Here is a 24063-nt window from a genome sequence, read left to right as displayed (position 1 = left end):
GTCAGGCGACGGCGGGCATCACCTCTTCGGCGACCCATTGCGTGAAGTCGTAGTATTCCTCGATCGCGGCGAGCGGCGGAATCGGAACCGAACTCCAGGACACTCCGAGGTCGGCGAGCTGCCCTAGCCGCTCGATCAGCTCGGCGGCGGACTGGCCGGCGCGCCCGCCCGGATCGTCCTTGACGACGTGGCCTTCGCCCACCCGCCCGGTGCCCAGGCCGTAGTAGACGTCTTCCAGCAATCCCGCGTAGTCGGGCTGCGAGCGGATGAAATCGAGCCGCGCGGGGATGTCCTCGGGCTTAGTCAGGAACGGCCACCAGCCCTGCGCGTATCGCCCTGCCCGCCGCAGCACGGCGTCCGCGTCGCCGCCGAACCAGATCGGCAGGTGCGGCTTCTGGACCGGCTTGGGTTCGAAGGCGACGTCCTTGAACGAGACGTACTTGCCCTCGAACTCGGGCTCCTCCTGTGTCCACAGCGCGATGATCGCCTGGACGTACTCCTCCGCCATGACGCCGCGCTCGCGGAAGGGGATGCCGAGCAGTTCGAATTCGTCGGCGAGCCAGCCCACGCCGAAAGTCACCGTGACGCGCCCGCTCGACAGCCAGTCCATCGTCGAAAGCGCCTTGGCGGTCACGATCGGGTGCTGCGCGGGCAGGATCGCGATGCACGAGTTGACGCGGATCGTCTCGGTCGCACCGGCCATGTGCGCCATCGCGACATAGGCGTTGAAATAGTGCGGCCCCGACAATTCGACGTGGTGGCGCGGAATGATATGGTGTTCGGGCACGGCGATCATCCCGTAGCCGAGCTGTTCGGCCCATTTTGCCAGCCTGGTCTGATCCGCGCCGGTCACCGCCGCTTCCCAGGGTTGCGTCATGGCCTTGAGCCGCAGCATGTGCGGCATCGCAAATCCCAGCTTCATAGCCTTCTCTCCCTTCGGCCGACGCAGCGGGTTTGTCGATGCCTGTCAGACGATCACCTTGCGCGCAACGAGATCGTCCATTTCGGCCTCACTGAGCCCGAGCATTTCCCGGTAGACATATTCGTTGTGCTCGCCGAGCAGCGGGGCCCCGCGCGCCACTTCCGGCCCGTCGGGGCTGATCCGCCACGAGGGGCCGATGATCGGGCGCGAGCCCTGGCGATGGTCGCTGACCATGCGGAACGCCTCGCGGCCCCAGAGGAAGCCATCGCCGCACAAGTCGAGCGAACTCATCGACTTGAAGGCTGGGACGCCGGCCTCGCGCAGCTTTTCGGCGAGGTCCGCCGCGTCGTGACCACGAGTCGCCTCGCCGAGCGCGGCGTCGAGTGCATGGCGGTTGGCGAGGCGCGACGAAAGGTCGGCGAAGCGCGGATCGTCGCGCAGCGCGGAGGCGCCGAGGGTCTCGCACAAGGCCCGCCACTCCGCTTCGTCCCCGACGGCGATACTCACCCAATCGACTCCGGTGCAGGGATAGGCGCCGTGCGGGCACATCTCGGGATGGAAATTGCCGTCCGCGGCGGGAACCTCGCCGGTGACAGACCAGGCGAACAGGCTGTCGCCGACGAGGCTGGTCATCGTCTCGACGGCGGATAGGTCGATGAACTGACCCTCGCCGGTGCTTTCGCGGTGGTGCAAGGCGGCGATGCAGGCGAGCGCGGCGCAGGCCCCGGCGGTCGAATCGCCGTAACGGATGTTCATCCCGCGCGGCGTCTCGCCTTCGTGGCCGACCAGCGCGGTGAGCCCGGATAGCGCCGCGAAGCTCGGCGCGTAGCCGGTCTGATAGCCGAGTGGGCCGTCGGTGCCCCACATCTTGATCGCGCACTGGATGATGTCGGGCTTGATCTGCTTCAGGCTCTCGTAGTCGAGGCCGGACCGCTCCATCGCGCCGGGGCGGATGTTGTCGATCACCACGTCGCTCTCGGCGACCATCCGCTTGACCAGGTCGAGCCCCTCGGCGGTCTTCATGTTGACCTGCACCGAGAGGATTTCCTGGTTGATCGAGAGGAAATAGGGCGCCGAATCGGTATCGACCCCGCCATAGGCACGCATCTCGTCGAGATTGGTGCGGCTCTCGACCTTGATCACCTCGGCGCCGAGGTGGGCGAGCATCTTGCCCGCGTAGGGTCCGGCCCAGACCTTGGTGATCTCGAGCACGCGCACCCCCGCCAGCGGTCCGCCGCGATCGAGGAAGCTCTTGTCAGCCATGCGCGGCCTCCTCCTGATCGGCGCCGAGCGCGGGGGCAGGGGTGGCGACCGCCACCGGCGTCGCGCTCATGCGGTAGGGCGCCATGGGATAAAGCACCTGCCCGAAGGCGGGATGCTCACCCTCCTGGAAGAAGCCGCGATGGATGAACTGCTCGTGCCGGGGCAGGTCGGCGGCGGTGTTGACCGGAACGATCGGCACGCCCGCCTTTTGCGCCGCCTCGCTGATCGCGAGCTTTTCCTGCCCCGCGATCCAGTCGGAGAAATGCTCGCGGAAGCGCGCGACGTTGTCCTTCGTGCAGTCGAACTCGAGCCAGTCCTCGCGGAAGTCCGCGGTCCATTCGGGCTCGCCCATCAGCTCGCACAGCGCCTTCCAGTGAACGCGGGTGGTCATGAACAGGAAGACGTGACCATCGCGGCAGGCGAACGAGGTGCCTGGGCCGCCCATGTCGTAGGCCGTGCGCGCCTCGCTCGGCTCGGCCTCGCCCGCGAGCATCCGGTCGAGCACGCAGTCGATGCGGTTAAGTTGCACTTCGACCTCGGAGATGTCGATGAACTGGCCCCGCCCGGTTCGCCGCTTGCGCAGCAGCGAGGCGGTAACGCACATCGCCGCGTCGATCCCCGCCTCGTAGTCGGACAGGAACCGGCCCGCGCCCTTGAGCGGGGGCTTGTCGTGCGGGGTCTCGCTCGGCGAGTGATAGGCCCAGCCGCCGGCATTGATGACGTTGAGCGGCCTTGCCGCCTGCCACGATGCCGGCGCGCCCTGCCCGAAAGGGGTGACGATGCAGTGCACGAGGTGCGCGTGGCCGGCCGCGACCGCTTCGGGTTCGAGCCGATGCGCCTCGGTCCAGCTTGCGGCATGGTCGTCGACGAGCGCGTCGGCGCGCGCCAGCAGGCGGTCGAGGGTCGTCCTGTCGGCAGGCACGGCGAGATCGAGCACGACCGATTTCTTGTTGGTGTTGAGATAGGCGAACAGCGCGCTCTCGCCCTCGCGCAGCGGCCCCATGTGCCGTGTCGGCGCGCCGCCGGGGCGTTCGACCTTGATCACCGTGGCGCCAAGATCGGCCATGAGCTTGCCGGTGTATTCGCCCGCGACCCGCTCGGCGGTTTCGATGATCGTCAGGCCTTCCAGTGCGCCGGTCATTTCCTTTGCTCCCCCAGTCGTTTGGCGACGAGACCATCTTCCTCGACCCAGTCGGACGAGGGATAGAGCGGCGCGATCCCGGTCGCCTGGTCGAGGCGGGCGCGATCCTCGTCGGACAGGGACACCGCGACCGCGCCGAGGTTGTCGGCGAGCTGGTGCGCCTTGGTCGCGCCGAGCAGCACCGCGTCGACGCCCCGGCGCCCCAGCAGCCAGGCGATTGCGAGCTGCGCCATCGAGCAGCCGGCGCGCGCGGCGATTTCCTCCATGATCGGCAGCAGCGCGAAGGCCTGTTCGCGGTCGAAGCGCAGCCAGTCGAAGTTGGCGAAGCGGTTGTCGTCGCGCTTCATGTCCTCGCTCGAATACTTGCCCGCGAGGAAGCCGTAGGCAAGCGGACTCCACACGGTCATGCCCAGCGCATGGTGCGCCATCATCGGCAGCGTGTCGCGCTCGACGTCACGGCCCAGCAGCGAATAGTACATCTGTCCGTGCGTGAAGCGTGCCAGCCCCATCGCCTTCTGCATCCCGAGCGCGGTCGCGGCGACCCAGGCGGGCCAGTTCGAATAGGCGAGGTAGCGCACCTTGCCGGCGCGGACGACGGCGTCGAGCGCCTCAAGCTGCTCCTCGAGCGGCGTGAAGGGATCGGTGCGGTGGACGATGAGCACGTCGATCCAGTCGGTGCCGAGGCGCCTCAGCGACTGGTCGACCGACCACAGCACGTGCCTGCGCGACAGGCCCGAATGCAGGATCTCGCGATTGCCCGCGCCGCGATTTCCCACCTTGGTCGAAAGCACGATGCGGTCCCGATGCGGCTTGAGCGCCGCGCCGAGCAGTTCCTCCGACTGGCCGCTGGCGTAGACGTCGGCGGTGTCGAAATAGGTCACGCCGGCATCGAGCGCCATGCCGACCAGTTCGTCGACCAGTTCGGGGCCGACCTTGTAGAACGCCCCAAGCGAGGTGTCGCCGCTGGTGAAGGTCGATCCTCCCAGCGCGAGGCGCGATACGACGAGACCGGTATTGCCGAGCTGGGTGTACTGCATGGGCTCTAGGGCTTGTTGCGACCGCCGTAGCTCAGGCGCCAGTCGGGCGGGAAACGCGAATCGTTGTCCTTCACCGCGTTGTTGAGCCCGCCGCCGAAGGTCTCCGCGCCGAGACCAAGGTCGCTGGCGCTGTCGTCTGTCATGATCGGCTTGATGCCCTCGACGAAGCCGGTCAGCAGGCTGCCGAAGTACTCGCCGCGATACTGCTTGTAGAGTTCCATGAAGGTCTTCTGGACCACCACGGTATCGTTGGGCCTCGTGATCGAGCAGGCATGCGCGTACTTCGCGGTCTCTTCCTCGAGCTTGTCGCGCGGCACGACCGAGTTCACGAAGTTGCACTCGTACATTTCCCTGGCGGTGAACGGCCGCCCGGTGAAGAGCATCTCGGCGAACTTGCGCGGGCCCATCATTTCGGCCCAGGTCCACATGCGCGGGCCCCAGCCGACGTAGCGGAAGGCGGCGTGACCGAACAGCGCCTCGTCGCTCGCGACGACGATGTCGGCATCGCCCGCGAGGTAGAAGTGCCAGCCGTAGACGTAGCCCTTGCACTCGAGGATCGAGATCTTCTTGAAGCTCTGCAGGCTGCGGCAGCCGAAATCGGAATTGGCGTAGAGGTTGGTAATGCCCTGGAGGAAGCGGTACGAGCCCGAGGGCGGGTAAGTCACCGAGCCGTCATCGGGGATGCGGAATTCGTTGAGCAGAGAGATGTCGCTGTCGGGATTGAGCATATCGGCCTGCTCGGGCAGGTCGGCGCCCGAGCCCAGATGCTTGCCCTCGCCGCGAATGACGAGGACCTTGACGTCGTCGTCGATATTGGCGCGGTTGACGAGGTCGGCGAAGCGCAGCCGCGCGGCGATCGTCGGCGCGTTGAGCGCATCGGGCCGGTTGAGCGTGATCGTGGCGATCTTGGTCGCCTTGTCCTTTTCGTAGACGACGATTTCTTCGGGCGTCGGACGATCCGCTTCTGCCATTATGCTCTCCCGTATGGTCTTGACCCGCTCTGCGGCGGCGCGCCTATCCAAAGCACAGCGCGGGCGCGCCGCATAGGACGCGCCCGCGAGAGTTTAGATCGTTCGCGCGGGCCGCGTCAGCAGCGCTGCAGCTTGTCGATCGAAGGCGCATAGGGCGCCATCGCCATGTACTTGTCGACCGTGCGCTCGAAGTGGCGGATGCGGATCTCCTGGTAGTCGGCGAGGGTGATCCCGCTCTTGGCGCTCGCCTCCAGGCCCTCCTGCTGCGCGTAGAGGTTGTCGGTATCCTGGTCGAGAATCTTGCCGAAGCCGGGGTCCATGCCCTCGGCCTCGGCGAAGGACTGGTGATCCTCGAGCACCTGGACCGACGCGGTCTCCACCTGGCTGCCGTCCTTGGGCTTGGACCGCATGAACATCACTTCGTAGATCGTGCGGCGATGGTCCTTCGCGTCCGGGCGGAAGCGGTAGATCATCGGCAGCGAAATCCCAGGGAACAGGAACAGGTTGGGGAAGAACGTGTAGCTGTAGGTGTCGAGCAGCTCGGTGTCGGACACGTGGCTGAGATCAGTGTTGGTCGCCGTCTCGAACATGTTGCGGAACATGTCGGCCATGACCTGCCGCGCGCGCTCGCCTTCCTTGAGCTCGGGCTTGGTGCCGCCGAGCGAGGAACTGTCACCGAGCGTGAAGTTCTCGATGATGTCGGCTTCGGAATACTTGTCGCGCAGCTTCGGGCTGACCACGCCGAGCGTCGAGATGAACCGGTTCACGTGCTCGCCGTAGACGTCGTACTGCGAATTGACGTCGCCGTTGGCGGGCTGCACCTGCGGGTGCGTGTCGCCGACGTGATAGGCTTCCATGAACGCCTCCATCGTCAGCTTCCAGTTCGCCGGATAGCTCTTCTGGACGTGCAGGTAGATATAGCGGTCTTCCAGCTTCCAGGCCTTGAGATGGGCGAGCGCTTCGGGGCCGAGGTATTCCTCGAGGCTCGGCGCGTCGGGGTCCATGTTGATCCACACGAAGCCGCCGAGGCGCTCGACGCGCGCGGCGGGAAGGCACATCTTGCGGCTCTGGACATGGGCGAAGTCCCACTTCTCGGGGATCTCCTTGAGCGAACCGTCGAGGTTCCAGGTCCAGCCGTGGAATGGGCACTTGAGGTCCATCGCATAGCCTTCGGTGGCCGAGGGCTTGAGCTTGGTGCCGCGGTGCAGGCAGGCGTTGAAGTGCGCGTGAATCTCGCCCTCGTCGTCGCGCGCGATGATGAACGAGTAGGGGCCGATGTCGTAGACGTAATAGTCGCCGGCCTCGGGGATGTGGTTCTCGCGGCAGGCCATCTGCCAGGTGCGCGTCCACATCCGCTCGAATTCGCCCTTGGCGAATTCGGGATCGACGTAGCGGTCCTTGGTGACGTCCTCGCTGCCGAGGTATTCGTAGTTCTCGCTCGCGGCCCAGCCGGGCGCCTTGACCTTGTCCTGCGCGATGATTTCCTGCGTGGACTCGGCGGGATGGCGCGCCTCGCCGGGCTTGAGCATGCCGGTTTCGACGTTCATCAGTTGATGCTCCTTATTCCGCGGCTTCGAGCACGGGTTGTGTCTGTTGTGCCGAGAGTCTCGGCGCTATTTTTTGAATCTGGCCATCCTTCATCACGAATTCGACGCGATCGGGCCCGGACAATACCGTGATGTCCGAGAGCGGATCGCCGTTGACCAGGATGAAGTCCGCCAGTTTCCCCGCCTCGAGAGTGCCGAGTTCACCGTTATTGCCCATCGCGAGGCCGCCGTTGCGGGTGGCGCAGACCAGCGCTTCGGCGGGGCTGTAGCCGTAATACTCGACGAAGAACTCCAGATCGCGGCCCTGCGTGCCTTGCGGGCTCCAGCCGAAGCCGTAGTCGCCGCCGATCAGGTGCCGGATGCCCCGCTTGCGCAGCTCGGTATGCGTCTTGACCGAGTTTTCGAGCAGTTCGGGGATGTTCATGTAGCCGCCGACTTCGGCCGAGAGGCCGTGGCCCGCCGCTTCGCCCGCCATGATCTGATGGAACAGGCCAACGGTCGGAACCACGAAGATGCGGTCCTTTGCCTCCTCGAACAGGTCGAGCATTTCCTCGTCGGAATATTCGCAGTGGAACAGGCCGTCGACGCCGGCGCGCACGCAGTGCTTGGAGCCTTCGAGCGAGCGCGTGTGCGCGTTGATCTTGCGGCCGTAGGCATGCGCGGTTTCCGCCGCGACCTTGATCTCGTCGAAAGTCATCGGCGTGGTGTGGCCGGGCGTGTTCGGATAGAACGGATCGCCCGAGACATCGAGCTTCACGTTGTCGACGCCCTCGCGGCAATGCAGGCGCACCGCCTTGCGCATTTCCTCGACGCCGTCGACGATCGTCGAGGGGCCGATGCGCGGGTTGTGCGCGGTACTCTCGTCCCCCATCGCGCCTGTCACCGAGATCTCGAGGCCGCCGGCACGGATGCGCGGGCCCGGCAGCCGCCCGGCGTTGACTTCGTCGCGTACCGCGACCGCCAACTTCAGCTTGGCTTCCGAGGCCCCGTAGGCGCTGGTGAAGCCCGCCTCGATCAGCGCCTTGGCGCCGCGCGCGGCGGTGAAGACCTGGGTTTCGGGCGAGGGGGTGATGAGGTTCTCGGTCGCGGTGACGTTCTCGAACGACAAGTGCGCGTGACCCTCGGTCATTCCCGGCATGCAGAACATGCCCTCGGCGTCGATCACCGTATCGGCGGCGTCGGCACCGGGCGCCACCGTCCCGGGCTGGCCGAGCGCGGCGATGCGGTTGCCCTCGACCAGGAGGTCGCCCTTGTACGGAGCGTCTCCCGCCGCCGTGAATATCGTGGCGTTCTGGATCAGGGTCCGGCCCACGGTTCCTCTCCTTCATATCGGCCGATCGCGCGCGGGTGCGCCGGGCCTGGGATCATGCCTGCCGACTCTAAGTCCGGCATGCGCCAAGGCAAATGACTGCTCGCGCAGACCCCGTTTCCCCTGAAGGTGGGCGCCCGCAAGGGCGTGAAACTGCGACGTCAGTCAATTTATGAGACGGTTTGGCTCTTTGCAAAGCGCCGCGCACTGAGGCATTGGGAGCCGGTAATCCCCTTTGCGCGAATACGAGGGAACAAGGATCGAGATGGGTACTCTGAAAGTCACGATGATCGACGTAAACGGCGAAACCCGCACGTTCGACAATGTCGAGGAAGGCACCAGCCTGATGGAACTCGGCAAGAGTAACGGTGTGGCCGGGATCATGGGAGACTGCGGCGGCGGCTGCGCCTGCGCGACCTGCCACGTCTATGTCGACCCCCGCTGGTGGGACAAGGTGGGCGAGCCCGACGACATTGAGTTTGCCATGCTCGACATGGTCGCCGACGTGATGAAGGACACCAGCCGCCTGGGCTGCCAGATCAAGATGCGCGACGAGCTCGACGGCATCGAGGTCACGGTGGCGCCGGCTTCCACCTATTGAGTGCGCATCCCCGAGGTGACCGGTCGCCGGGTTGCGTCCAAGGGCAAGCCCCGCGGCGAGCGCGGATATGGCCTTGAACCGGGCCCGGCGGCAAAGTCGCACGGCACAAGGCTCGCGCCGCCGATGCATCGGACGACGCATCGCATGACTCGCGTGCCGACAGGATGACAGGACAGGCAGATGGCGACACAGACCACCGAGGACCGCGTATCCGAGCGACTTCCGCTCAGCCCCGAAGAGGAGCGTCTGCTCAAGGAAGGTACGCTTACCGACCGCGCCGTTCAGGCTCATCCGCGTGACTATTTCCGCGCGATGCGCCACGGCGATCCGATTCACTACGACGAGAAGCTCGGCTCGTGGCTGGTGACGCGTCACGAGGATATCTCGGCCGTCCAGTCCGATCCGATCACCTTTTCGGTCCACCACGGCTATCACGATTTCCAGGCGCGCGGCCTCCAGGCGGAGTTCCGCGCCTTCCTGCAGGAGCACGGCGGCGGCTACTTCCCCGACGCGATCATGTCGGACCCGCCCTACCACACGCGCATCCGCAAGCTGATGGAGAACGCCTTTACCGCGCACCGGGTGAAGGAGCTGGAACCGCGCATCACCCAGGTCGTCCATGACCTCATCGCCGAGGTGGTCGCGCGCGGCGACGGCAAGTGCGACGCGGTGAAGGACATCGCGATTCCGCTCACGATCCGCATCATCGTCGAGCAGCTCGGCCTCGATCACGGCATGGAAGAGCAGATCTCGCGCTGGTCGGTCGCGGTCACCGCGCAGATCAGCGCGATGCAGTCGCGCGAGACCATGCTCGAGAACGCGCGCCAGATCGCGGACCTTCAGAACTACCTCATCGCCAAGATGAAGGAGAAGGAGGCCAATCCGACCGAGGACATGATCTCCGATCTCGTCCATGCCGAAGTGACCAACGCGGACGGAACCAAGGAAAAGCTGACCTTCGAGGAAGCGGTCTCGCTTTGCCGCGCGACTCTGATCGCGGGCAACGACACGACTGCCACCGCGATCGGCAACCTGTTCTATGTCCTGACCACCAGGCCCGAGATGGCCGGGGTGCTCGAAAGCGTGATCGACGACGACCGCCAGCTCAACCGCTTCGTCGAGGAGCATTTGCGCAACGAGCCTCCGGTGCGCGCGCTCTCGCGTTCGGCGACCAAGGACGTCGTCGTCAACGGCACCAAGATCCCCAAGGGCGCGCACATGCTGCTCGTCTACGGTTCGGGCAACGACGACGAGACGGTGTTTCCCGATCCGCGCGCGTTCGACCTGACGCGGCCCAATCTGGGCCGTCACGTCGCCTTCGGCGGCGGACCGCACCGCTGCATCGGCCTTGCGCTGGCGCGTATGGAAGTGAAGGTCGCCGCCCGCGAGATCGTCAAGCAGATGAAGAACATGAAGCTGGCGATCCCGGAAAGCGAGATCACCTACACGCCGACCGTCGCCACGCGCACGATCGAATCGCTGCCGATCACGTACGAACCGCGCTGAGGCGGTCGCCGCCGGGGCGACGAGGACGATGGGCCGCGGTCACTACGTCCAGGCCTGCCATGTCGTTGCCGACATCGAGGCGGCAATGGCCGAATGGCTGCGCACGACCGGGGCGGGGCCCTTCTTCGTGATGTCGCACGTCCGGCCGTCGAACGGCCGCTATCGCGGCCAGCCCGTCGCACTCGAGATGACCTGCGCCTTCGCGCAGGCCGGTCCGCTCCAGATCGAGCTGATCGAGCAGCACGACGCCGGTCCGTCGGTCTATCGCGACATGTACGCGCCGGGCGCGGGCGGCTTTCACCACTTCTGCTATTGGGCGGACGGAACCATCGAGGCGGAAACGGCGCACTATGCCGCGCTCGGCATCGAGCCGGGCTACCTCGCCAGCTTCGGGCCGCTCAACTTCGCCTATTTCGATCTGCGCCACACGATCGGCTGTTTCCTCGAAGTGCTCGAGCGTGAGCCGGGGACGGTCGCGCTTTTCGACGCGATCGCCGAAGCGGCGCGTGATTGGAACGGTAGCGATCCGATCCGCTACTTGACCTGACCGGACAATCGCCGGGCCTATCGCGCCAGCCGAGTGGCAAGCGCCCCGATGAGGCGGTATTCGGGGCCCGCATCGGGTATCGCGACGACGACGCGCAGTTCGCGCGCGGTCACCCGGGAGGAGGGGAAAAACAATGAGGATATGGATTGGCGCGAGTCTGCTCGCGGGTTGCGCGATGCCGTTTGGCACTGTCGCGGTGGCGCAGGATCGGGCGGCGCTCGAGGAGGGCGGAGGCGACGAGGCGATCGTCGTTACCGCACGGCGTCGCGAGGAGCGGCTGTCCGACGTTCCCATCGCGATCGCCGCGATCGACGGCGAGTCGCTGGCCGAGCGGGCGATCTATAACGAGAACGACCTGCAGACCGCCGTGCCGGGGCTGGTGATCCGCCAGAACGGCGGTGTCCACGCGTTCAACTACTCGATCCGAGGCCAGAGCGTCGACACGTTCTCGAACTCGCCGCCGAGCGTGCTGCCCTACATCAACGAGGTCCAGATCTCGACCTATTCGGCGACGCCCTTCTATGACCTGGGTGGCATCCAGGTGCTCAAGGGACCGCAGGGCACGCTGTTCGGCCGCAACGCGACCGGCGGCGCGGTGCTCTACGAGACCGCCAAGCCCGGCGACGAATTCGGTGGCTACGTCAGCGGCCGCTATGGCAGCTACGAATCACGGCACGTCGAAGGCGCGGTCAGCGTTCCGCTTTCCGAGACCGTCGGCCTGCGCGTCGCGGCCGAATATACCGGCGGCGGCGGCTTCGTGCGCGACTACTATCTCGACGAGGACTACGGGAACATCGACCAGATCTCGCTGCGCGGCACGCTCGCGATCGAGCTGGCACCCGGCATCCGCAACACCACGGTGGTGCAGTACACCGACGAGGACGGGACGAACACGCCCTACCTGCTGTGGTCGGTGAACCCTTGCGGCAGTTCGGCGCAGGGTCTGGTCGACGCCGCCGCCTGCGCGCTGAGCGCGGCCAATCCGGTTTTCACCCAGTTCCTCGCAGCGAACCCCGGCGTGTTCCAGGGCGACCTCGAGGATGCCCTGGCCTTGCAGCGCAGCCTCGGGCCGTGGGTCAACCTGTCGAGCGTCGATCCCTTCCACGAGGCATCGGACACGTTCGCTATCAACACCACCGAGATCGAGCTTTCGCCCGACCTGACGATCAAGAACATCTTCGGCTACAACCGCGCCAAGGCCTATGACGGTTATGACTACGACGGTTCGCCGTTCCCGTTCTTCCAGACCCAGGGCGAGCTTATCCTTGGCGGCCTGAAGACGCAGAACATCGAAGGGTTCCGCCAGCGCAACCGCCAGATCTCGAACGAGCTGCAATTGCAGGGCAAGGCCGTCGGCGGTGCGCTCGACTATGTGGTGGGCTTCTACTATCTCGACGAGAAGAAGTTTGTCCGCTCGCCGCTCGATTTCGGCAACTTCAACCCGATCCAGCCGCCGTTCCGCTTCTTCTACACCGGCAAGTTCAAGACGCGCTCGGTGGCGGGCTTCGCGCAGGCGACCTACGCGCTGACCGAGGCGCTCAATGTCACCGGCGGTTTCCGCTATACCTGGGACAAGACCACGCTGCGCCAGGGCGAGGATTCGCTGTTCCTCGGCTTCTTCCCCGACAACGTTCCCGAAGTGACCAAGGCCGACAAGCCGAGCTGGACGATCAGTCTCGACTACAAGATATCGCCGGACCTCATGGTCTATGTCTCGCACCGGGGAAGCTGGCGTGCGGGAGGCTTCAACTACTCGGTCGCGCCGATCGCGGTGACCGCGGCGGGCGGGGGCAACCTATTCCTGCCCGAGACCACGAAGGACATCGAGGCCGGCGTCAAGTATTCGGGCAACGGCCTTGGCGTGCCCGCGACCTTCAACGCCGACGTCTTCAACCAGTGGGTCGATAACATCCAGCGCGCGGCCTACATCCTCACGCCGCAAGGTGTCTCGTTGCTCACCGTCAACGTGCCCAAGGCGAAGATCTCGGGCGTCGAGTTCGATGCCTCGGTGCGCCCGACCGCGAACCTGACCTTCGGCATCTCGGGCAACTACACCGATGCGCGTTACACCAGGGACACGGTGACCGTGCTGGGCGAAACGGTCAAATACGGGCCCTTCGCCGACGTACCCGAATGGAGCGGCACGATCTACGGCGAAGTCGGCGTCCCGCTCGGTGATACCGGAACGCTCAAGTTTCGGGCCGACGCTTATGGCCAGACCGAGCAGAACTTCTCGAACGTGGGCGCGACCGATGCCCCCAACACCGTGCTGCCCGGCTATGTCCTGGTGAACGCGCGCGTGACGCTGGAGAACATCGGCGGATCGGGGCTCACCGCCGCGCTTTATGCCCGCAACCTGTTCGACCGGAAGTACTACTCGGGCGGCAACGCGGCCGCGCCGGGCGGCAACACCAATGTCGTCAATCCAGGGCTGCCGCGCTTCTGGGGCGGCGAGGTGCGCTACGACTTCTGACAGCGAGGTGGCGGGGGCAGGGCCGGTATGATCGGCCCTGCCCCCGCCACCCGGTCCGGCCGAGGCGATCTTTGCCGCAGTGCGGACCTCAGGCGACGAATTCCCCGATCGCCTTGCCTATCTCGGCGGGGCGCTCAAGCGTCAGCATGTGGCCGGCCTCGCGATAGTCGATGCGCGTCACCTCGGGCGCGGCGCCCGCAATCAGGTCCGCAATCAGCCGGAAGTCGGCCATGTCGCGCTCGCCGGTGAGCAGCAGGGTCGGGGGCTCGAGCTTATGGAGCCGCTCGACGTCGGATACTTCGGGACGTGCCGCGTCGGCGATCCATTGCCGGCCGTGGAAGGCCGCGATCGCTTCGCGCTGGTATTGCTCGTTGTCGGTGCCACGCACCTGATCGAACAGCGGATGCGCGAGCCAGGCTTGCCGCGCGCCGTCCATGTCGTCCGCACGCGCCAGCCGTCCGATCGCCTTCCACAGCGCGATCCACTCCTCCGACCACGACCAGCCGACGATCAGCGGGCTCACCAGGATTAGTCGGTGCACACGCTCTGGGTGGTCGAGCGCGAAATGGAGCACGGTCGAGCCGCCCAGCGACATGCCGCACAAGTCTGCCCGCGCGATGTCGAGTTCGTCGAACAGCGCGAGCAGGTCGTCGGCGTGCGAGTAGGGAGTCTCGGCATAGGGTGAGTCGCCGAAGCCGCGCTGGTCGTAGCGCAGCACAGAATGATCGGCCGGGAGCGCGTCGACCACCGCGCCCCAGTCACGCCGCGAACCGCCGAAGCCGTGCGCCAGGACGAGCGGGCAGACATTGCGCGCGCCCTTGCGCCAGTCGCCGACGAGCGTGGTGCCTTCCGCCGCGACCGAGAAGGGCTCGCTCATGCCGAACCCATGTAGCGGCCGCCATTCGTGCTGATCGTCTGGCCTGTGACGTAGCCGGCTTCCTCGGAGGCGAGATAGGCCGCCGCCGCGCCGATGTCCTCGACCTGCCCGAGGCGGCGGACGGGCAGCGCCGCGCCGAAGGCCTCACCGTCGATCCCGGCGCCGCGCAGCATGGGCGTGTCGATCGCGCCCGGCGGGATCATGTTCACGGTGATCCCGTGCGGTGCCATTTCGAGCGCGAGCGACTTGCTGAAGCCGAGCAGTCCGCCCTTCGAACTGGTGTAGTGGCTCTGGGTCGGCGAGCCCGTCTGCACCGAGGACGAGGTGATGTTGATGATCCGTCCCCACTTCGCCGCGAGCATGTCCGGGATCAGTTCCTTGGTCACCAGCCAGGGGCCGCGCAGGTTGATCCGGATGACCGTGTCGAACAGTTCGTCCTCGGTTTCGAGGAAGGGCTTGAACGGCGCGATCCCGGCATTGTTGACGAGGATCGCCACTGGGCCGAGTTCGCTGCGCGTGGTCGCCGCGGCAGCGGCGATCGCCGCCTTGTCCGAACAGTCGCACTCGATGGCAATGGCGGTGCCTCCGGCGGCGCGGACCATGTCCGCAGTCTCGTCGGCGCCGGCCTTGTTGATGTCCCATACCGCGATCTTCGCATCGTCTTCGGCGAGCCGCAGCGCAACGCCGCGCCCGATTCCCGATCCCGCGCCCGTGATCACGGCGACCCTGCCGCCCAGCGAACGTGTCATATCCTGCTCTCCCGTATCCCGCTCTCTTGAACGGCACGGGTGATCCGTGCCGCGGGCACGCAAGTCAAGCAGCAGGCCGGACTAGATCACTTCTAGATCACCTCGGCGAAGCCGCCGTAGCGGCCTCGGTGGAACAGCATCGGATCGTCGTCGCGAGTCATTTCGAGCCGCAGCACTTCGCCCAGCACGAACCAGTGGTCGCCCGCCTCGGTCACCGAATGGAGCCGGCACTCGATGCAGGCGAGCGAGTCGGCAATGATCGGCAGATTGTGTTCGGACAGCGCGAATTCGACGCCGACGAACTTCTCGTCGCCCTTGGCGGCGACCGCGCGGCAGATCGCCTGCTGGTTGCTGCCCATGACGTTGACGCAGAAATGCCCGGCACTCTCGATCAGCGGCCAGGAACTCGACTTCTTGTCCGGGAAGAATCCCACCAGCGGCGGATCCAGCGAAACCGATGTGAAGGAACCCACCACCATGCCCGCGGGCTTGTCGTCAGCATCGAGCGCGGTGATCACGCATACCCCTGTCGGATAGCTGCCGAGCACCTTGCGGAAATCGTTGGGATCGATGCTGGTTTCGCCCATGGAATAGCCTTTCGTTAGTGCCGCATGCCAACCCGTGGGCGACTAGCCGATGCATATCGAGGTGTCGACAGCGGAAGCGGTTCGCCGAAGCGGCGGGGCGGTCCGCCGCAAGTCGAACGATCCCCTAATCCAATTGGCAGGTGCGCGAGAAAGCGGCGGGGTTGATCAAATTACAACTGCAACGATTTAATTGCTCGATTAAACTGTTTGCGACTCCCTGCGTGAAGGTGCAGGGAGGGGCGTGAAAATTTTTCCGCGGCTGCGTGCCCGCGCGGTATGGCGATGCGGATGGGATGAACACAAGGGATAGATGCCATGGCCACCGTTGAAGACATTGCAGAAACCACCGTCGCCGACGAAGTCGCGGAGCTGGTCGCCCGCTCGCGCAAGGCGCAGCACCAGATCGAGCACGCCACGCAGGAGCAGGTCGATCGCTGGATTCGCGGCATGGTCTATGCCGTGTGCAAGCCGGGCATGGACGAGGAAATCGCCCGCGAGACCGTCGAGGAAACCCAGCTCGGCAACTACGAAGGCAAGTTCAAGAAGATCTCGATCAAGACTCGCGCCACGCTGATGGACATCATCGACGACAAGTCGGTGGGCATCATCGAGGAGGATCGCGAGCGCAACATCGTCAAGATCGCCAAACCCGTCGGCGTGATCGGCGCGCTTTCGCCCTCGACCAATCCCGAGGCCACTCCGGTGATCAAGGCGATCAGCGCGGTCAAGGGGCGCAACTCGGTGATCATCTGCCCGCACCCGCGCGCCAAGTTCGTCAACGCCAAGATCTGCAACCTCATGCGCGACGCGCTCGAGAAGATGGGCGCGCCCGCCGACCTCGTGATCCCGATCGAGCAGCCCTCGGTAGAGAAGACCAACGAAGTGATGAAGCAGTGTGACCGCGTGCTCGCCACCGGCGGCACGCCGATGGTCAAGGCGGCCTACAGCTCGGGCACGCCGGCGCTCGGCGTCGGCGTCGGTAACGCCGTGATCACGGTAGACGACACCGCCGATCTCGATGACGCGGCCGAGAAGATCCTGATTTCCAAGACGCTCGACTATGCCGCCTCGTGCTCCTCGGACAACGCCGTGATCCTGCTCGACGCGATCTACGACGAGATGCTCGCCAAGCTGAAGGAAAAGGGCGGCTTCGTGATCGAGGGTGAGAACAAGGCGAAGCTGCAGAACGCGATCTGGGAAGATGGCGAGCACATCAACGCCAAGGTCGTGGCGCAGTCGCCGCAGTTCATCGCCGACTATGCCGGCTTCCAGATCCCCGAGGGAACCGCGTTCTTCATCGTGCCCGAGACCGGTCACGGCAAGGAGCACCCCTTCTCGGGCGAGAAGATGACGGTCACCATGGCGCTCTACCGCGCCAAGGATCTCGACGAGGCGATCGAACTGACCAACGCGATCCAGGCCTATCAGGGCCAGGGCCACTCCTGCGGCATCTACTCGACCTCGGACGAGAACATCATGAAGCTGGCCGAGCACACCAAGACCAGCCGCGTCATGGTCAACCAGCCGCAGGCGGCCTCGAACTCGGGCAACCTGTGGAACGGCATGCGCCAGACCTTTTCGCTCGGCTGCGGTTCGTGGGGCGGCAACGCCACCAACAACAACGTCACCTGGCGCGATCTCATCAACGAGACCTGGGTGTCGAAGCCGCTGGCGAAGACCAAGGAGATCCCCTCGGACGAGGCGCTGTTCGGCAAGGACATCATCGAACTCATCGGCTGATCGCGCCTAGCGCAAGCCGGAGGTCTGGGCGCGCGGCGTGCGCGGGTCATTGCCCCGCGTCGCCGTGCGTGGAAGGAGAGGACGGATGAAATACGCACTGCCACTGGTCGCGGCGGCGACGCTCGCGCTCTTGGGCGCCTGCTCGAAGGAGCCGGCCGAGCCCGAGGCGCAGGGGACAGACGCCACCGCGATGGAAAGCGCGTCCGCCGGGGCGGAGACGGGCACCGCGGCGCCGGGCGAACCGCCCGCGCTGGCCGGCGACGAGATCCCCGAGGCCATGCGCGGCCGCTGGGGCCTGGTTCCCGCCGATTGCACCAGCACCAAGGGGGACGCCAAGGGCCTGATGACGGTCGAGGCGGACAGCCTGAAGTTCTACGAATCCGTCGCCACGCTCGGCATGGTCGAGAATGTCGAACCCGACGCGATCAGCGCGGCCTACGAGTTTTCCGGAGAGGGGCAGACCTGGATTCTCGACGTCTCGCTCGAGATGAGCGACGACGGGCAGACGCTCGTGCGCCACGACAAGGGGCCCGACGCGATGCCCGACCCGCTGACCTACACGCGCTGCGCCGCATAACGAAGACAGAACAGGGGCAATCATGACCGAACAGTTCGCGCTGACCGAAGACCAGCTCGCGATCCAGGATACCGCGCGCAAGTTCACCGAGGACCGCATCACGCCCTTCGCGGCGGAGTGGGACGAGAAGCATCACTATCCGGTGGACGTGTGGAAGGCCGCCGGCGAACTGGGCTTCGGCGCGATCTATGTGTCCGAGGAAAGCGGGGGCATCGGTCTTGGCCGGCTCGAGGCGGCGCTGATCATGGAAGCCATGTCCTACGGCTGTCCGGCGACGAGCGCCTATGTCTCGATCCACAACATGGCGGCATGGATGATCGACAGCTTCGCCTCGCAGGACATCAAGGACCGCTACCTGCCCGAGCTGGTGACGATGGAGAAGATCGCCTCCTATTGCCTCACCGAGCCGGGCTCGGGATCGGACGCGGCGGCGCTCAAGACCAGCGCGAAGCGCGACGGCGACGCCTACGTGCTCAACGGCACCAAGCAGTTCATTTCGGGCGGCGGCGTCAACGACGTCTACGTCGTCATGGCGCGCACCGGCGAGCACAAGACCAAGGGCATCTCGTGCTTCGTGGTCGACAAGGACACACCGGGCGTCAGCTTCGGCGCGCCCGAGAAGAAGCTGGGCTGGAACGCCTCGCCCACCGCGCAGGTGATCTTCGAGGACGCGCGCGTCCCGGCCGAGAACCTCGTCGGTGCCGAAGGCGAGGGCTTCCGTTTCGCGATGATGGGGCTCGACGGCGGCCGCATCAACATCGGCGCCTGCTCGCTGGGCGGCGCCCAGCGCTGCCTCGACGAAGCGGTCCAGTACGTGCGCGACCGCAAGCAGTTCGACCAGCCGATCGGCGAGTTCCAGAACACCCAGTTCATGCTTGCGGACATGGCGACCGACCTCGAGGCGGCACGCGCGCTGCTCTATCTCGCGGCGGCCAAGGTCACCGCCGGCGCGCCGGACAAGACGCGTTTTTCGGCGATGGCGAAGCGGCTCGCGACCGACAGCGGCTCGGCGATCGTCAACGACGCGCTGCAGCTCTTCGGGGGCTACGGCTACCTCAAGGACTATCCGATCGAGCGCTTCTGGCGCGACCTGCGGGTCCACTCGATTCTCGAGGGCACCAACCAGGTCATGCGGATGATCGTCGGGCGCGAACTGCTGCGCCAGTAAGGGCACGACCCAAGGGGGACGACGATGACGGACGAACTTCTCACCAGGCGCGAGGGCGCCGCCGCCTATCTCACGCTCAACCGGCCCAAGGCGATCCACGCGCTGACGCTCGACATGTGCCTGGCGATGACTGCGGCGCTCAAGGAATGGCAGGACGAAGGCGAGGTCAAGGCGGTGATCCTCGACCACAGCGAAGGCCGGGGCTTCTGCTCGGGCGGCGACATCAACCTGCTGCGCCAGTCCGCGCTCAATGACGAGGGCAAGGCGGGGCGCGCTTTCTTCTTCGACGAATATCGCCTTAACCACCAGATCTTCACATACGCCAAGCCCGTGGTCGCCTTCATGGACGGCATCACCATGGGCGGCGGCGTCGGCATCTCGCAGCCCGCGCGCTATCGCGTCGCGACCGAGAACACCCGCCTCGCCATGCCCGAGACCGGGATTGGCCTGTTTCCCGACGTCGGCGGTGGTTGGTATCTCTCGCGGCTCGACGGGCGTGTCGGCCAGTTCCTCGCGCTCACCGGCGCGCGGCTCGACGGCGCGGAGTGCCTGTGGGCGGGGCTTGCCACGCACTACGTGCCGTCCGAGGCGATCCCCGAGGCCAAGCGCCGGATCGCGGCCGGGCACGAGATCGGCGGCGTGCTGTCCTCACTGGCCGAGACGCCGCCCGAACCGAAGATCGCGGCACACGCCTCGGCGATCCGCAAGCACTTCGCCTCGGACACCTTAGAAGAGGTGCTTGCCTCGCTCGAGGCTGACGACGGCGAGTGGGCGGCCAAGGAACTCGCGACGCTGCGGGTCAAGAGTCCGCAAGCCTGCAAGGTCTCGCTGCGCCAACTCGCCGAGTCCGCGAAGCTGTCGGACTTCGCCGACAACATGGCGATGGAATACCGCATCGCCAGCCGCGTTCTGACGCTGCCCGATTTCGCCGAGGGCGTGCGCGCGGTGATCGTCGACAAGGACAACGCTCCGAAGTGGAACCCCGCAACGCCCGAGGGCGTCACCGATCAAAAGCTGGATGCGATCTTCGCACCGCTCCCCGCAAACGAGGAATGGAAACCGCTATGAGCTACGAAACGATCACGGTCGAAACCAAGGGCGCGGTCACGCTGATCACGCTCAACCGCCCCAAGGCGCTCAACGCGCTCAACTCCACGGTCCTCGCCGAACTGATCGACGCCTTCGCCAAGTACGAAGCCGACAAGTCGCAGCTTTGCGCCGTCATCACCGGATCGGGCGACAAGGCTTTCGCGGCGGGCGCCGACATCAAGGAAATGCTCGAGAAGACCGGCGCCGAGTTCTTCTCCGAAGACTTCTTCTCCGGCTGGCAGGCCGATCTCGTGCGCAAGGTGCGCAAGCCCTGGATCGCGGCGGTCAACGGCTTCGCGCTCGGCGGGGGGTGCGAGGTGGCGATGATGGCCGATTTCATCATCGCTTCGGAAAACGCCAAGTTCGGCCAGCCCGAGGTCAAGCTCGGCGTCGCGCCGGGCATGGGCGGATCGCAGCGTCTGACCCGTGCGGTCGGCAAGGCCAAGGCGATGGACATGTGCCTCACCGGCCGGATGATGGACGCGGCCGAGGCCGAGCGTTCGGGGCTCGTCAGCCGTCTCGTGCCGCACGATCAGCTCATGGACGAGGCGATGAAGGCGGCCGAGGCGATCGCGGCGATGCCGCCGCTCGCGACCATGGTGAACAAGGAACTGGTCAACGTCGCCTTCGAAACCACGCTCGAGACCGGCCTGCTCGCCGAGCGCCGCAGCTTCCAGATCCTCACCGCGACCGAGGACAAGGCCGAAGGCATGGCCGCCTTCGTCGAGAAGCGCGCGGGTGTCTGGAAGGGTCGCTGACCGCACGGGTCTTCGTACCCTGACGATTCGGACAGTACCCAGCGGATTTGCCCCGGCGCAGAGCCGGGGAGCGAGAGGAGCATCGACATGAAGATCGCATTCATCGGGCTTGGCAACATGGGCGGCGGCATGGCCGCCAACCTCGTCAAGGCGGGGCACGAGGTCCATGCCTTCGACTTGTCCGAAGAGGCGCTGGCGCGCGCGGCCGAGAACGGCTGTGAGACCTTTACCGCCGTGCCCGACGCGGTCTCGGGCGTCGATGCGGTCGTCACCATGCTGCCCAATGGCGGGATCGTGAAGGGCGTCTACACCGCCGATGTGATCGGCAAGGCCCCCCAGGGCGCGCTGTTCCTCGACTGCTCGACGATCGACGTCGATACCGCGCGCGAAGTCGCCCAGCTTGCCGCCGAGGCGGGCTACGAGATGGTCGATGCGCCGGTCTCGGGCGGGATCGCGGCGGCCAACGGCGGCACGCTGACCTTCATGGTCGGCGGTACCGAGGCGGCTTTCGCCAAGGCCTCCGAAGTGCTCGAACCAATGGCCAAGAAGGTGATCCACGCAGGCGCGATCGGCGCGGGGCAGGTCGCCAAGATGTGCAACAACATGCTGCTCGCGATCCACATGATCGGCACGTGCGAGGCGCTCAAGCTGGCCGAGAAAGCCGGGCTCGACCCGCAGATGTTCTACGAGATCAGCTCCAACGCCACGGGCTATAACTGGTCGCTCAACGACTACACCCCGGCGGCCGGTGTCGGCGTTACGAGCCCCGCCGACAACGACTACGCGGGCGGTTTCGCTTCTGCGCTGATGCTCAAGGACCTGCGCCTCGCGATGCAGGGCGCGCAAAGCTCGGGCGCTTCGGTGCCGATGGGCGAGCACGCGATGAAGATCTACGAGGCCTTCGTCGAGGCTGGCGGCGGCGGCAAGGACTTCGGCGCGATCTTCACCACGCTCTGAGCAAGGCACCGGCGCGCGCGCTATCACTCGGCGCGCGTTCGCATCGTCTTCCTTCGCGCCAGTTCGAACGGCGGCAGCTTCATCCCCTTGGTGCGCCCGGTGAGGTGCCACCGGCGGCACAGCCCGCAGCGATAAGCGCGCAGAGCGAAGGGCGCGCGTTCGGCGGCGGCGTTGGCATCGTCCTCGCTGGCGAAGCGCTTCTTGCGCGCGCAGACCGCCGGGCGCGTGCGCATCAGCCGAGCAGCTTCGCGCCGAGCAGCAGCAGCAGCTTCACGTCGATCGCATAGCCCTGCGCGCGCCATTCGGCGACCGCCTGCTCGATCCGGTCGAGCGGCACGCGGTGGACGGTGATGTTCTCGCTGTCGACACCGCCGCCTTCGCCGACCTTCGTGAGTTCGTGCGCGCGTAGCAGCGTGAAGCTCTCGCTGACCATGCCGGGCGAGGAGAAGAACTCGCCCACCGCCTCGATGCGCCCGGCGGCGTAGCCGGTTTCCTCTTCGAGTTCGCGGGCGCCCGCGACGGTGGCGTCTTCGTCGGGACCGTCGTCGTGGTCGCCGATGAGCCCCGCCGGAAGCTCGATGCACGCGCGGCCGAGCGGAACGCGGTACTGTTCGACGAGGATCACATGGTTCACGTCGTCGACCGCGAGGATGACCGCTGCCTTGATACCGCGTGAGCGGCTGACGTATTCCCATCGGCCCCGCTTGCGCGCGGTGATGAAACGGCCCTCCCACATGATCTGCTCGGGGGCATCGGCATCTGCTGTCATACTTCGATCAACCTGTCGGGCAGTTCATTGCGGTCGTCCCTGGCGGGCGGAAAGTGGTCCGCGAGCACCGCGCCGACGCCTTCGATCGCCGCGATCATCCCGTCGGCGACGCGGCCCGCGCGAATCTGGTCGAGCATCGCCGTCATCGCGTCTCCCCAGACTTCAGGGTCGATGCGCGTGGCGATCGCTTCGTCGGCGACGATCTCGGCGCGGCGCTCACGCATCGAGAGATAGATGAGGATGCCGGTGCGCCCGTGCGTGCGCCGCTCGGCGCCGATGCGAAAGGCGCGCAGGGCGCGATCGCGCACCCGTGCCGACTTGATCGGGGATGGCACCAGCCCGAACTTAAGCGGTTGCCACAACTGGACGAGCAGCACGCATCCGAAGGCGAAGGTGGCCGCCAGCGCGGCAAGGAAGAAAATCTCGCGCGACGTCCATTCGACGATCCAGCCTCCGGTCAGGTTCTCGTAGAGATCGAGCGCGGCTTCGGGCGCGATCGCCAGCACGCCCAGCGCGAGGATCGCGGCGAAAGCGGCCCATGCCAGCGCCACGTCGGTATAGCCGTCGGAGCGCTCGGCGATGATCGTGACGATTTCGCCCGCGGTATGCGCCTCGGCGAGGCCGACCGCGGCGCTGACGCGGGCATGGTCCTGCTCGGAAAGATAGCGTGGCGCTTTCATGCCGATCCCTTCTACCAGCTTCCGCTCGCGCCGCCGCCGCCGAAGCTGCCGCCACCGCCCGAAAACCCGCCCCCGAATCCGCCGCCGCCCGACCAGCCGCCGCCGGACGAGCCGCCAGAGAACATGCCCGGCGCCCAGATGATCGGCCCGCCGAAACCCCGGCGACGACCACCCCGACGCCCGGAGGCAGCGCGCAGGATCGGCAGGATGAAGAAGAAGAACACGAAGAGGAAGAAGATCACGGTGCCGAGGTTGATCCCCTCGGGCTCACGATCGGCTTCGGCGGCGATGCGCGCGGCTTCTTCGGGAGGAAGCTGGAGCTGGGTTATCAGCGCATCCGCGCCCGCCTCGATGCCGCCGGGCAGGTCGCCCGCCTTGAAGCGCGGAACGATCAGATTGCGCACGACGTCGGAGGAAAAGCCGTCGGTGATCACGGGTTCGAGCCCGTAGCCGACCTCGATGCGTACCTTGCGCTCGTTGGGCGCGACGATCAGCAGCGCGCCGTCGTTGCGCTCCTTGTCGCCGATGCCCCAGGCGCGGCCGAGCTGGTAACCGTAATCCGATATCTCGTAGCCTTGCAGGCTGGGCAGGGTGGCGATCACCAGTTGCCGGTGCGTCTGCCTGTCGAGATCGGCGAGCTTGCTTTCGAGCCGCGCCTCGACGTCGGCGGGAATGACGTTGGCGGCATCGGTGACGCGTCCCGTCAGCTTCGGAAACTCGGGCGCCGCTGCGAGCGGCGAGACCAGCGCCGCGCCGATCAGCAGCAGCAGGGAGGCGATCGCCGCCCGCATCGTT

The 24063-nt window shown here is 66.2% G+C and carries 24 protein-coding genes; 10 read left to right on the top strand and 14 right to left on the bottom strand.

Going from position 1 to position 24063, the window contains the following annotated elements:
• Position 1 precedes the first annotated feature (1 nt).
• The 7 genes from B2G71_RS16865 to B2G71_RS16835 form a co-directional block, all read right to left on the bottom strand.
• Positions 2-922, bottom strand: a complete 921-nt coding sequence (locus B2G71_RS16865) for a TIGR03619 family F420-dependent LLM class oxidoreductase (protein WP_098107824.1) — start codon at positions 920-922, stop codon at positions 2-4.
• A 45-nt stretch (positions 923-967) separates the two neighbouring features.
• Positions 968-2185 (bottom strand): CoA transferase, encoded by a 1218-nt coding sequence (locus B2G71_RS16860; protein WP_098107823.1) that lies wholly within the window; start codon positions 2183-2185, stop codon positions 968-970.
• Positions 2178-3326, bottom strand: coding sequence for a CoA transferase (locus B2G71_RS16855; protein WP_098107821.1), 1149 nt, complete (start codon positions 3324-3326; stop codon positions 2178-2180). Before B2G71_RS16855 ends, B2G71_RS16860 begins: the two co-directional genes overlap by 8 nt.
• Positions 3323-4363 carry an aldo/keto reductase gene (locus B2G71_RS16850; protein ID WP_098107820.1) on the bottom strand — a complete coding sequence of 347 codons (1041 nt, stop codon included), beginning with the start codon at positions 4361-4363 and terminating at the stop codon, positions 3323-3325. Before B2G71_RS16850 ends, B2G71_RS16855 begins: the two co-directional genes overlap by 4 nt.
• Positions 4364-4368: 5 nt before the next feature.
• The gene (locus tag B2G71_RS16845) at positions 4369-5334 is read right to left on the bottom strand and encodes an enoyl-CoA hydratase/isomerase family protein (RefSeq protein ID WP_098107818.1); all 966 of its coding nucleotides are present in this window, start codon (positions 5332-5334) and stop codon (positions 4369-4371) included.
• A 116-nt stretch (positions 5335-5450) separates the two neighbouring features.
• A complete protein-coding gene (locus tag B2G71_RS16840; RefSeq protein WP_098107817.1) occupies positions 5451-6881 on the bottom strand; it encodes an aromatic ring-hydroxylating dioxygenase subunit alpha in 1431 nt (476 codons plus the stop codon).
• Between the two features lie 13 nt (positions 6882-6894).
• Positions 6895-8193, bottom strand: a complete 1299-nt coding sequence (locus tag B2G71_RS16835; protein ID WP_098107815.1) for an amidohydrolase family protein — start codon at positions 8191-8193, stop codon at positions 6895-6897.
• A gap of 262 nt (positions 8194-8455) precedes the next feature.
• Between B2G71_RS16835 and B2G71_RS16830 the strand changes: the two genes are divergently transcribed.
• The 4 genes from B2G71_RS16830 (at position 8456) to B2G71_RS16815 (ending at position 13317) form a co-directional block, all read left to right on the top strand.
• Positions 8456-8791 carry a 2Fe-2S iron-sulfur cluster-binding protein gene (locus tag B2G71_RS16830; RefSeq protein ID WP_098107882.1) on the top strand — a complete coding sequence of 112 codons (336 nt, stop codon included), beginning with the start codon at positions 8456-8458 and terminating at the stop codon, positions 8789-8791.
• A gap of 180 nt (positions 8792-8971) precedes the next feature.
• Entirely contained in the window at positions 8972-10297 is a 1326-nt protein-coding gene (locus tag B2G71_RS16825; RefSeq protein WP_098107814.1) for a cytochrome P450, read from the top strand.
• A 28-nt stretch (positions 10298-10325) separates the two neighbouring features.
• The gene (locus tag B2G71_RS16820) at positions 10326-10844 is read left to right on the top strand and encodes a VOC family protein (protein ID WP_098107812.1); all 519 of its coding nucleotides are present in this window, start codon (positions 10326-10328) and stop codon (positions 10842-10844) included.
• A gap of 133 nt (positions 10845-10977) precedes the next feature.
• Positions 10978-13317: a TonB-dependent receptor gene (locus B2G71_RS16815; RefSeq protein ID WP_098107811.1), complete on the top strand. Its 2340-nt coding sequence runs from the start codon at positions 10978-10980 to the stop codon at positions 13315-13317.
• Positions 13318-13405: 88 nt separating this feature from the next.
• Here the strand turns inward: B2G71_RS16815 and B2G71_RS16810 are convergent, their stop codons facing one another.
• The 3 genes from B2G71_RS16810 to B2G71_RS16800 form a co-directional block, all read right to left on the bottom strand.
• On the bottom strand, positions 13406-14194 hold the full coding sequence (locus B2G71_RS16810; protein WP_098107809.1) for an alpha/beta fold hydrolase: 789 nt from the start codon (positions 14192-14194) through the stop codon (positions 13406-13408).
• Positions 14191-14943 (bottom strand): SDR family NAD(P)-dependent oxidoreductase, encoded by a 753-nt coding sequence (locus B2G71_RS16805; RefSeq protein ID WP_098107808.1) that lies wholly within the window; start codon positions 14941-14943, stop codon positions 14191-14193. Before B2G71_RS16805 ends, B2G71_RS16810 begins: the two co-directional genes overlap by 4 nt.
• A gap of 92 nt (positions 14944-15035) precedes the next feature.
• A complete protein-coding gene (locus B2G71_RS16800; RefSeq protein ID WP_098107806.1) occupies positions 15036-15530 on the bottom strand; it encodes a flavin reductase family protein in 495 nt (164 codons plus the stop codon).
• Between the two features lie 315 nt (positions 15531-15845).
• Here B2G71_RS16800 and B2G71_RS16795 point away from each other — a divergent pair, with 315 nt between their 5' ends.
• The 6 genes from B2G71_RS16795 (at position 15846) to mmsB (ending at position 21819) form a co-directional block, all read left to right on the top strand.
• Entirely contained in the window at positions 15846-17270 is a 1425-nt protein-coding gene (locus B2G71_RS16795; RefSeq protein ID WP_098107805.1) for an aldehyde dehydrogenase family protein, read from the top strand.
• 85 nt (positions 17271-17355) lie between these two features.
• Entirely contained in the window at positions 17356-17847 is a 492-nt protein-coding gene (locus tag B2G71_RS16790; protein WP_098107803.1) for a hypothetical protein, read from the top strand.
• Between the two features lie 22 nt (positions 17848-17869).
• A complete protein-coding gene (locus tag B2G71_RS16785; RefSeq protein WP_098107802.1) occupies positions 17870-19015 on the top strand; it encodes an acyl-CoA dehydrogenase family protein in 1146 nt (381 codons plus the stop codon).
• A gap of 24 nt (positions 19016-19039) precedes the next feature.
• On the top strand, positions 19040-20083 hold the full coding sequence (locus B2G71_RS16780; RefSeq protein WP_098107800.1) for an enoyl-CoA hydratase/isomerase family protein: 1044 nt from the start codon (positions 19040-19042) through the stop codon (positions 20081-20083).
• Positions 20080-20862: an enoyl-CoA hydratase-related protein gene (locus B2G71_RS16775; RefSeq protein ID WP_098107799.1), complete on the top strand. Its 783-nt coding sequence runs from the start codon at positions 20080-20082 to the stop codon at positions 20860-20862. The genes B2G71_RS16780 and B2G71_RS16775 overlap by 4 nt, the downstream gene beginning before the upstream one ends.
• Positions 20863-20949: 87 nt before the next feature.
• A complete protein-coding gene (gene mmsB, locus B2G71_RS16770; protein ID WP_098107797.1) occupies positions 20950-21819 on the top strand; it encodes a 3-hydroxyisobutyrate dehydrogenase in 870 nt (289 codons plus the stop codon).
• A gap of 23 nt (positions 21820-21842) precedes the next feature.
• Here mmsB and B2G71_RS16765 read toward each other — a convergent pair whose 3' ends face one another.
• Genes B2G71_RS16765 through B2G71_RS16750 form a run of 4 tightly spaced genes read right to left on the bottom strand, consistent with a single transcriptional unit; the run spans position 21843 to position 24059 of the window.
• Positions 21843-22052 (bottom strand): hypothetical protein, encoded by a 210-nt coding sequence (locus B2G71_RS16765; RefSeq protein WP_098107796.1) that lies wholly within the window; start codon positions 22050-22052, stop codon positions 21843-21845.
• Positions 22052-22588 (bottom strand): NUDIX hydrolase, encoded by a 537-nt coding sequence (locus B2G71_RS16760; RefSeq protein WP_098107794.1) that lies wholly within the window; start codon positions 22586-22588, stop codon positions 22052-22054. The genes B2G71_RS16765 and B2G71_RS16760 overlap by 1 nt, the downstream gene beginning before the upstream one ends.
• Positions 22585-23268 (bottom strand): TPM domain-containing protein, encoded by a 684-nt coding sequence (locus B2G71_RS16755; RefSeq protein ID WP_098107793.1) that lies wholly within the window; start codon positions 23266-23268, stop codon positions 22585-22587. The genes B2G71_RS16760 and B2G71_RS16755 overlap by 4 nt, the downstream gene beginning before the upstream one ends.
• A gap of 11 nt (positions 23269-23279) precedes the next feature.
• Entirely contained in the window at positions 23280-24059 is a 780-nt protein-coding gene (locus B2G71_RS16750) for a TPM domain-containing protein (RefSeq protein WP_098107791.1), read from the bottom strand.
• Between the last annotated feature and the right edge of the window lie 4 nt (positions 24060-24063).

The organism is Novosphingobium sp. PC22D, assembly GCF_002556635.1.
In the GTDB taxonomy this organism is placed as follows: Bacteria; Pseudomonadota; Alphaproteobacteria; order Sphingomonadales; family Sphingomonadaceae; genus Novosphingobium.
Note: the sequence above shows the minus strand (reverse complement) of the source record. Positions and strands in the feature narration are given on the sequence as shown.

Excerpts from the sequence above, each read along its gene's own strand:
- B2G71_RS16865 (WP_098107824.1), bottom strand. The coding sequence starts at position 922 with ATGAAGCTGGGATTTGCGATGCCGCACATGCTGCGGCTCAAGGCCATG.
- B2G71_RS16860 (WP_098107823.1), bottom strand. The coding sequence starts at position 2,185 with ATGGCTGACAAGAGCTTCCTCGATCGCGGCGGACCGCTGGCGGGGGTG.
- B2G71_RS16855 (WP_098107821.1), bottom strand. The coding sequence starts at position 3,326 with ATGACCGGCGCACTGGAAGGCCTGACGATCATCGAAACCGCCGAGCGG.
- B2G71_RS16850 (WP_098107820.1), bottom strand. The coding sequence starts at position 4,363 with ATGCAGTACACCCAGCTCGGCAATACCGGTCTCGTCGTATCGCGCCTC.
- B2G71_RS16845 (WP_098107818.1), bottom strand. The coding sequence starts at position 5,334 with ATGGCAGAAGCGGATCGTCCGACGCCCGAAGAAATCGTCGTCTACGAA.
- B2G71_RS16840 (WP_098107817.1), bottom strand. The coding sequence starts at position 6,881 with ATGAACGTCGAAACCGGCATGCTCAAGCCCGGCGAGGCGCGCCATCCC.
- B2G71_RS16830 (WP_098107882.1), top strand. The coding sequence starts at position 8,456 with ATGGGTACTCTGAAAGTCACGATGATCGACGTAAACGGCGAAACCCGC.
- B2G71_RS16825 (WP_098107814.1), top strand. The coding sequence starts at position 8,972 with ATGGCGACACAGACCACCGAGGACCGCGTATCCGAGCGACTTCCGCTC.
- B2G71_RS16820 (WP_098107812.1), top strand. The coding sequence starts at position 10,326 with ATGGGCCGCGGTCACTACGTCCAGGCCTGCCATGTCGTTGCCGACATC.
- B2G71_RS16815 (WP_098107811.1), top strand. The coding sequence starts at position 10,978 with ATGAGGATATGGATTGGCGCGAGTCTGCTCGCGGGTTGCGCGATGCCG.
- B2G71_RS16810 (WP_098107809.1), bottom strand. The coding sequence starts at position 14,194 with ATGAGCGAGCCCTTCTCGGTCGCGGCGGAAGGCACCACGCTCGTCGGC.
- B2G71_RS16805 (WP_098107808.1), bottom strand. The coding sequence starts at position 14,943 with ATGACACGTTCGCTGGGCGGCAGGGTCGCCGTGATCACGGGCGCGGGA.
- B2G71_RS16800 (WP_098107806.1), bottom strand. The coding sequence starts at position 15,530 with ATGGGCGAAACCAGCATCGATCCCAACGATTTCCGCAAGGTGCTCGGC.
- B2G71_RS16795 (WP_098107805.1), top strand. The coding sequence starts at position 15,846 with ATGGCCACCGTTGAAGACATTGCAGAAACCACCGTCGCCGACGAAGTC.
- B2G71_RS16790 (WP_098107803.1), top strand. The coding sequence starts at position 17,356 with ATGAAATACGCACTGCCACTGGTCGCGGCGGCGACGCTCGCGCTCTTG.
- B2G71_RS16785 (WP_098107802.1), top strand. The coding sequence starts at position 17,870 with ATGACCGAACAGTTCGCGCTGACCGAAGACCAGCTCGCGATCCAGGAT.
- B2G71_RS16780 (WP_098107800.1), top strand. The coding sequence starts at position 19,040 with ATGACGGACGAACTTCTCACCAGGCGCGAGGGCGCCGCCGCCTATCTC.
- B2G71_RS16775 (WP_098107799.1), top strand. The coding sequence starts at position 20,080 with ATGAGCTACGAAACGATCACGGTCGAAACCAAGGGCGCGGTCACGCTG.
- mmsB (WP_098107797.1), top strand. The coding sequence starts at position 20,950 with ATGAAGATCGCATTCATCGGGCTTGGCAACATGGGCGGCGGCATGGCC.
- B2G71_RS16765 (WP_098107796.1), bottom strand. The coding sequence starts at position 22,052 with ATGCGCACGCGCCCGGCGGTCTGCGCGCGCAAGAAGCGCTTCGCCAGC.
- B2G71_RS16760 (WP_098107794.1), bottom strand. The coding sequence starts at position 22,588 with ATGACAGCAGATGCCGATGCCCCCGAGCAGATCATGTGGGAGGGCCGT.
- B2G71_RS16755 (WP_098107793.1), bottom strand. The coding sequence starts at position 23,268 with ATGAAAGCGCCACGCTATCTTTCCGAGCAGGACCATGCCCGCGTCAGC.
- B2G71_RS16750 (WP_098107791.1), bottom strand. The coding sequence starts at position 24,059 with ATGCGGGCGGCGATCGCCTCCCTGCTGCTGCTGATCGGCGCGGCGCTG.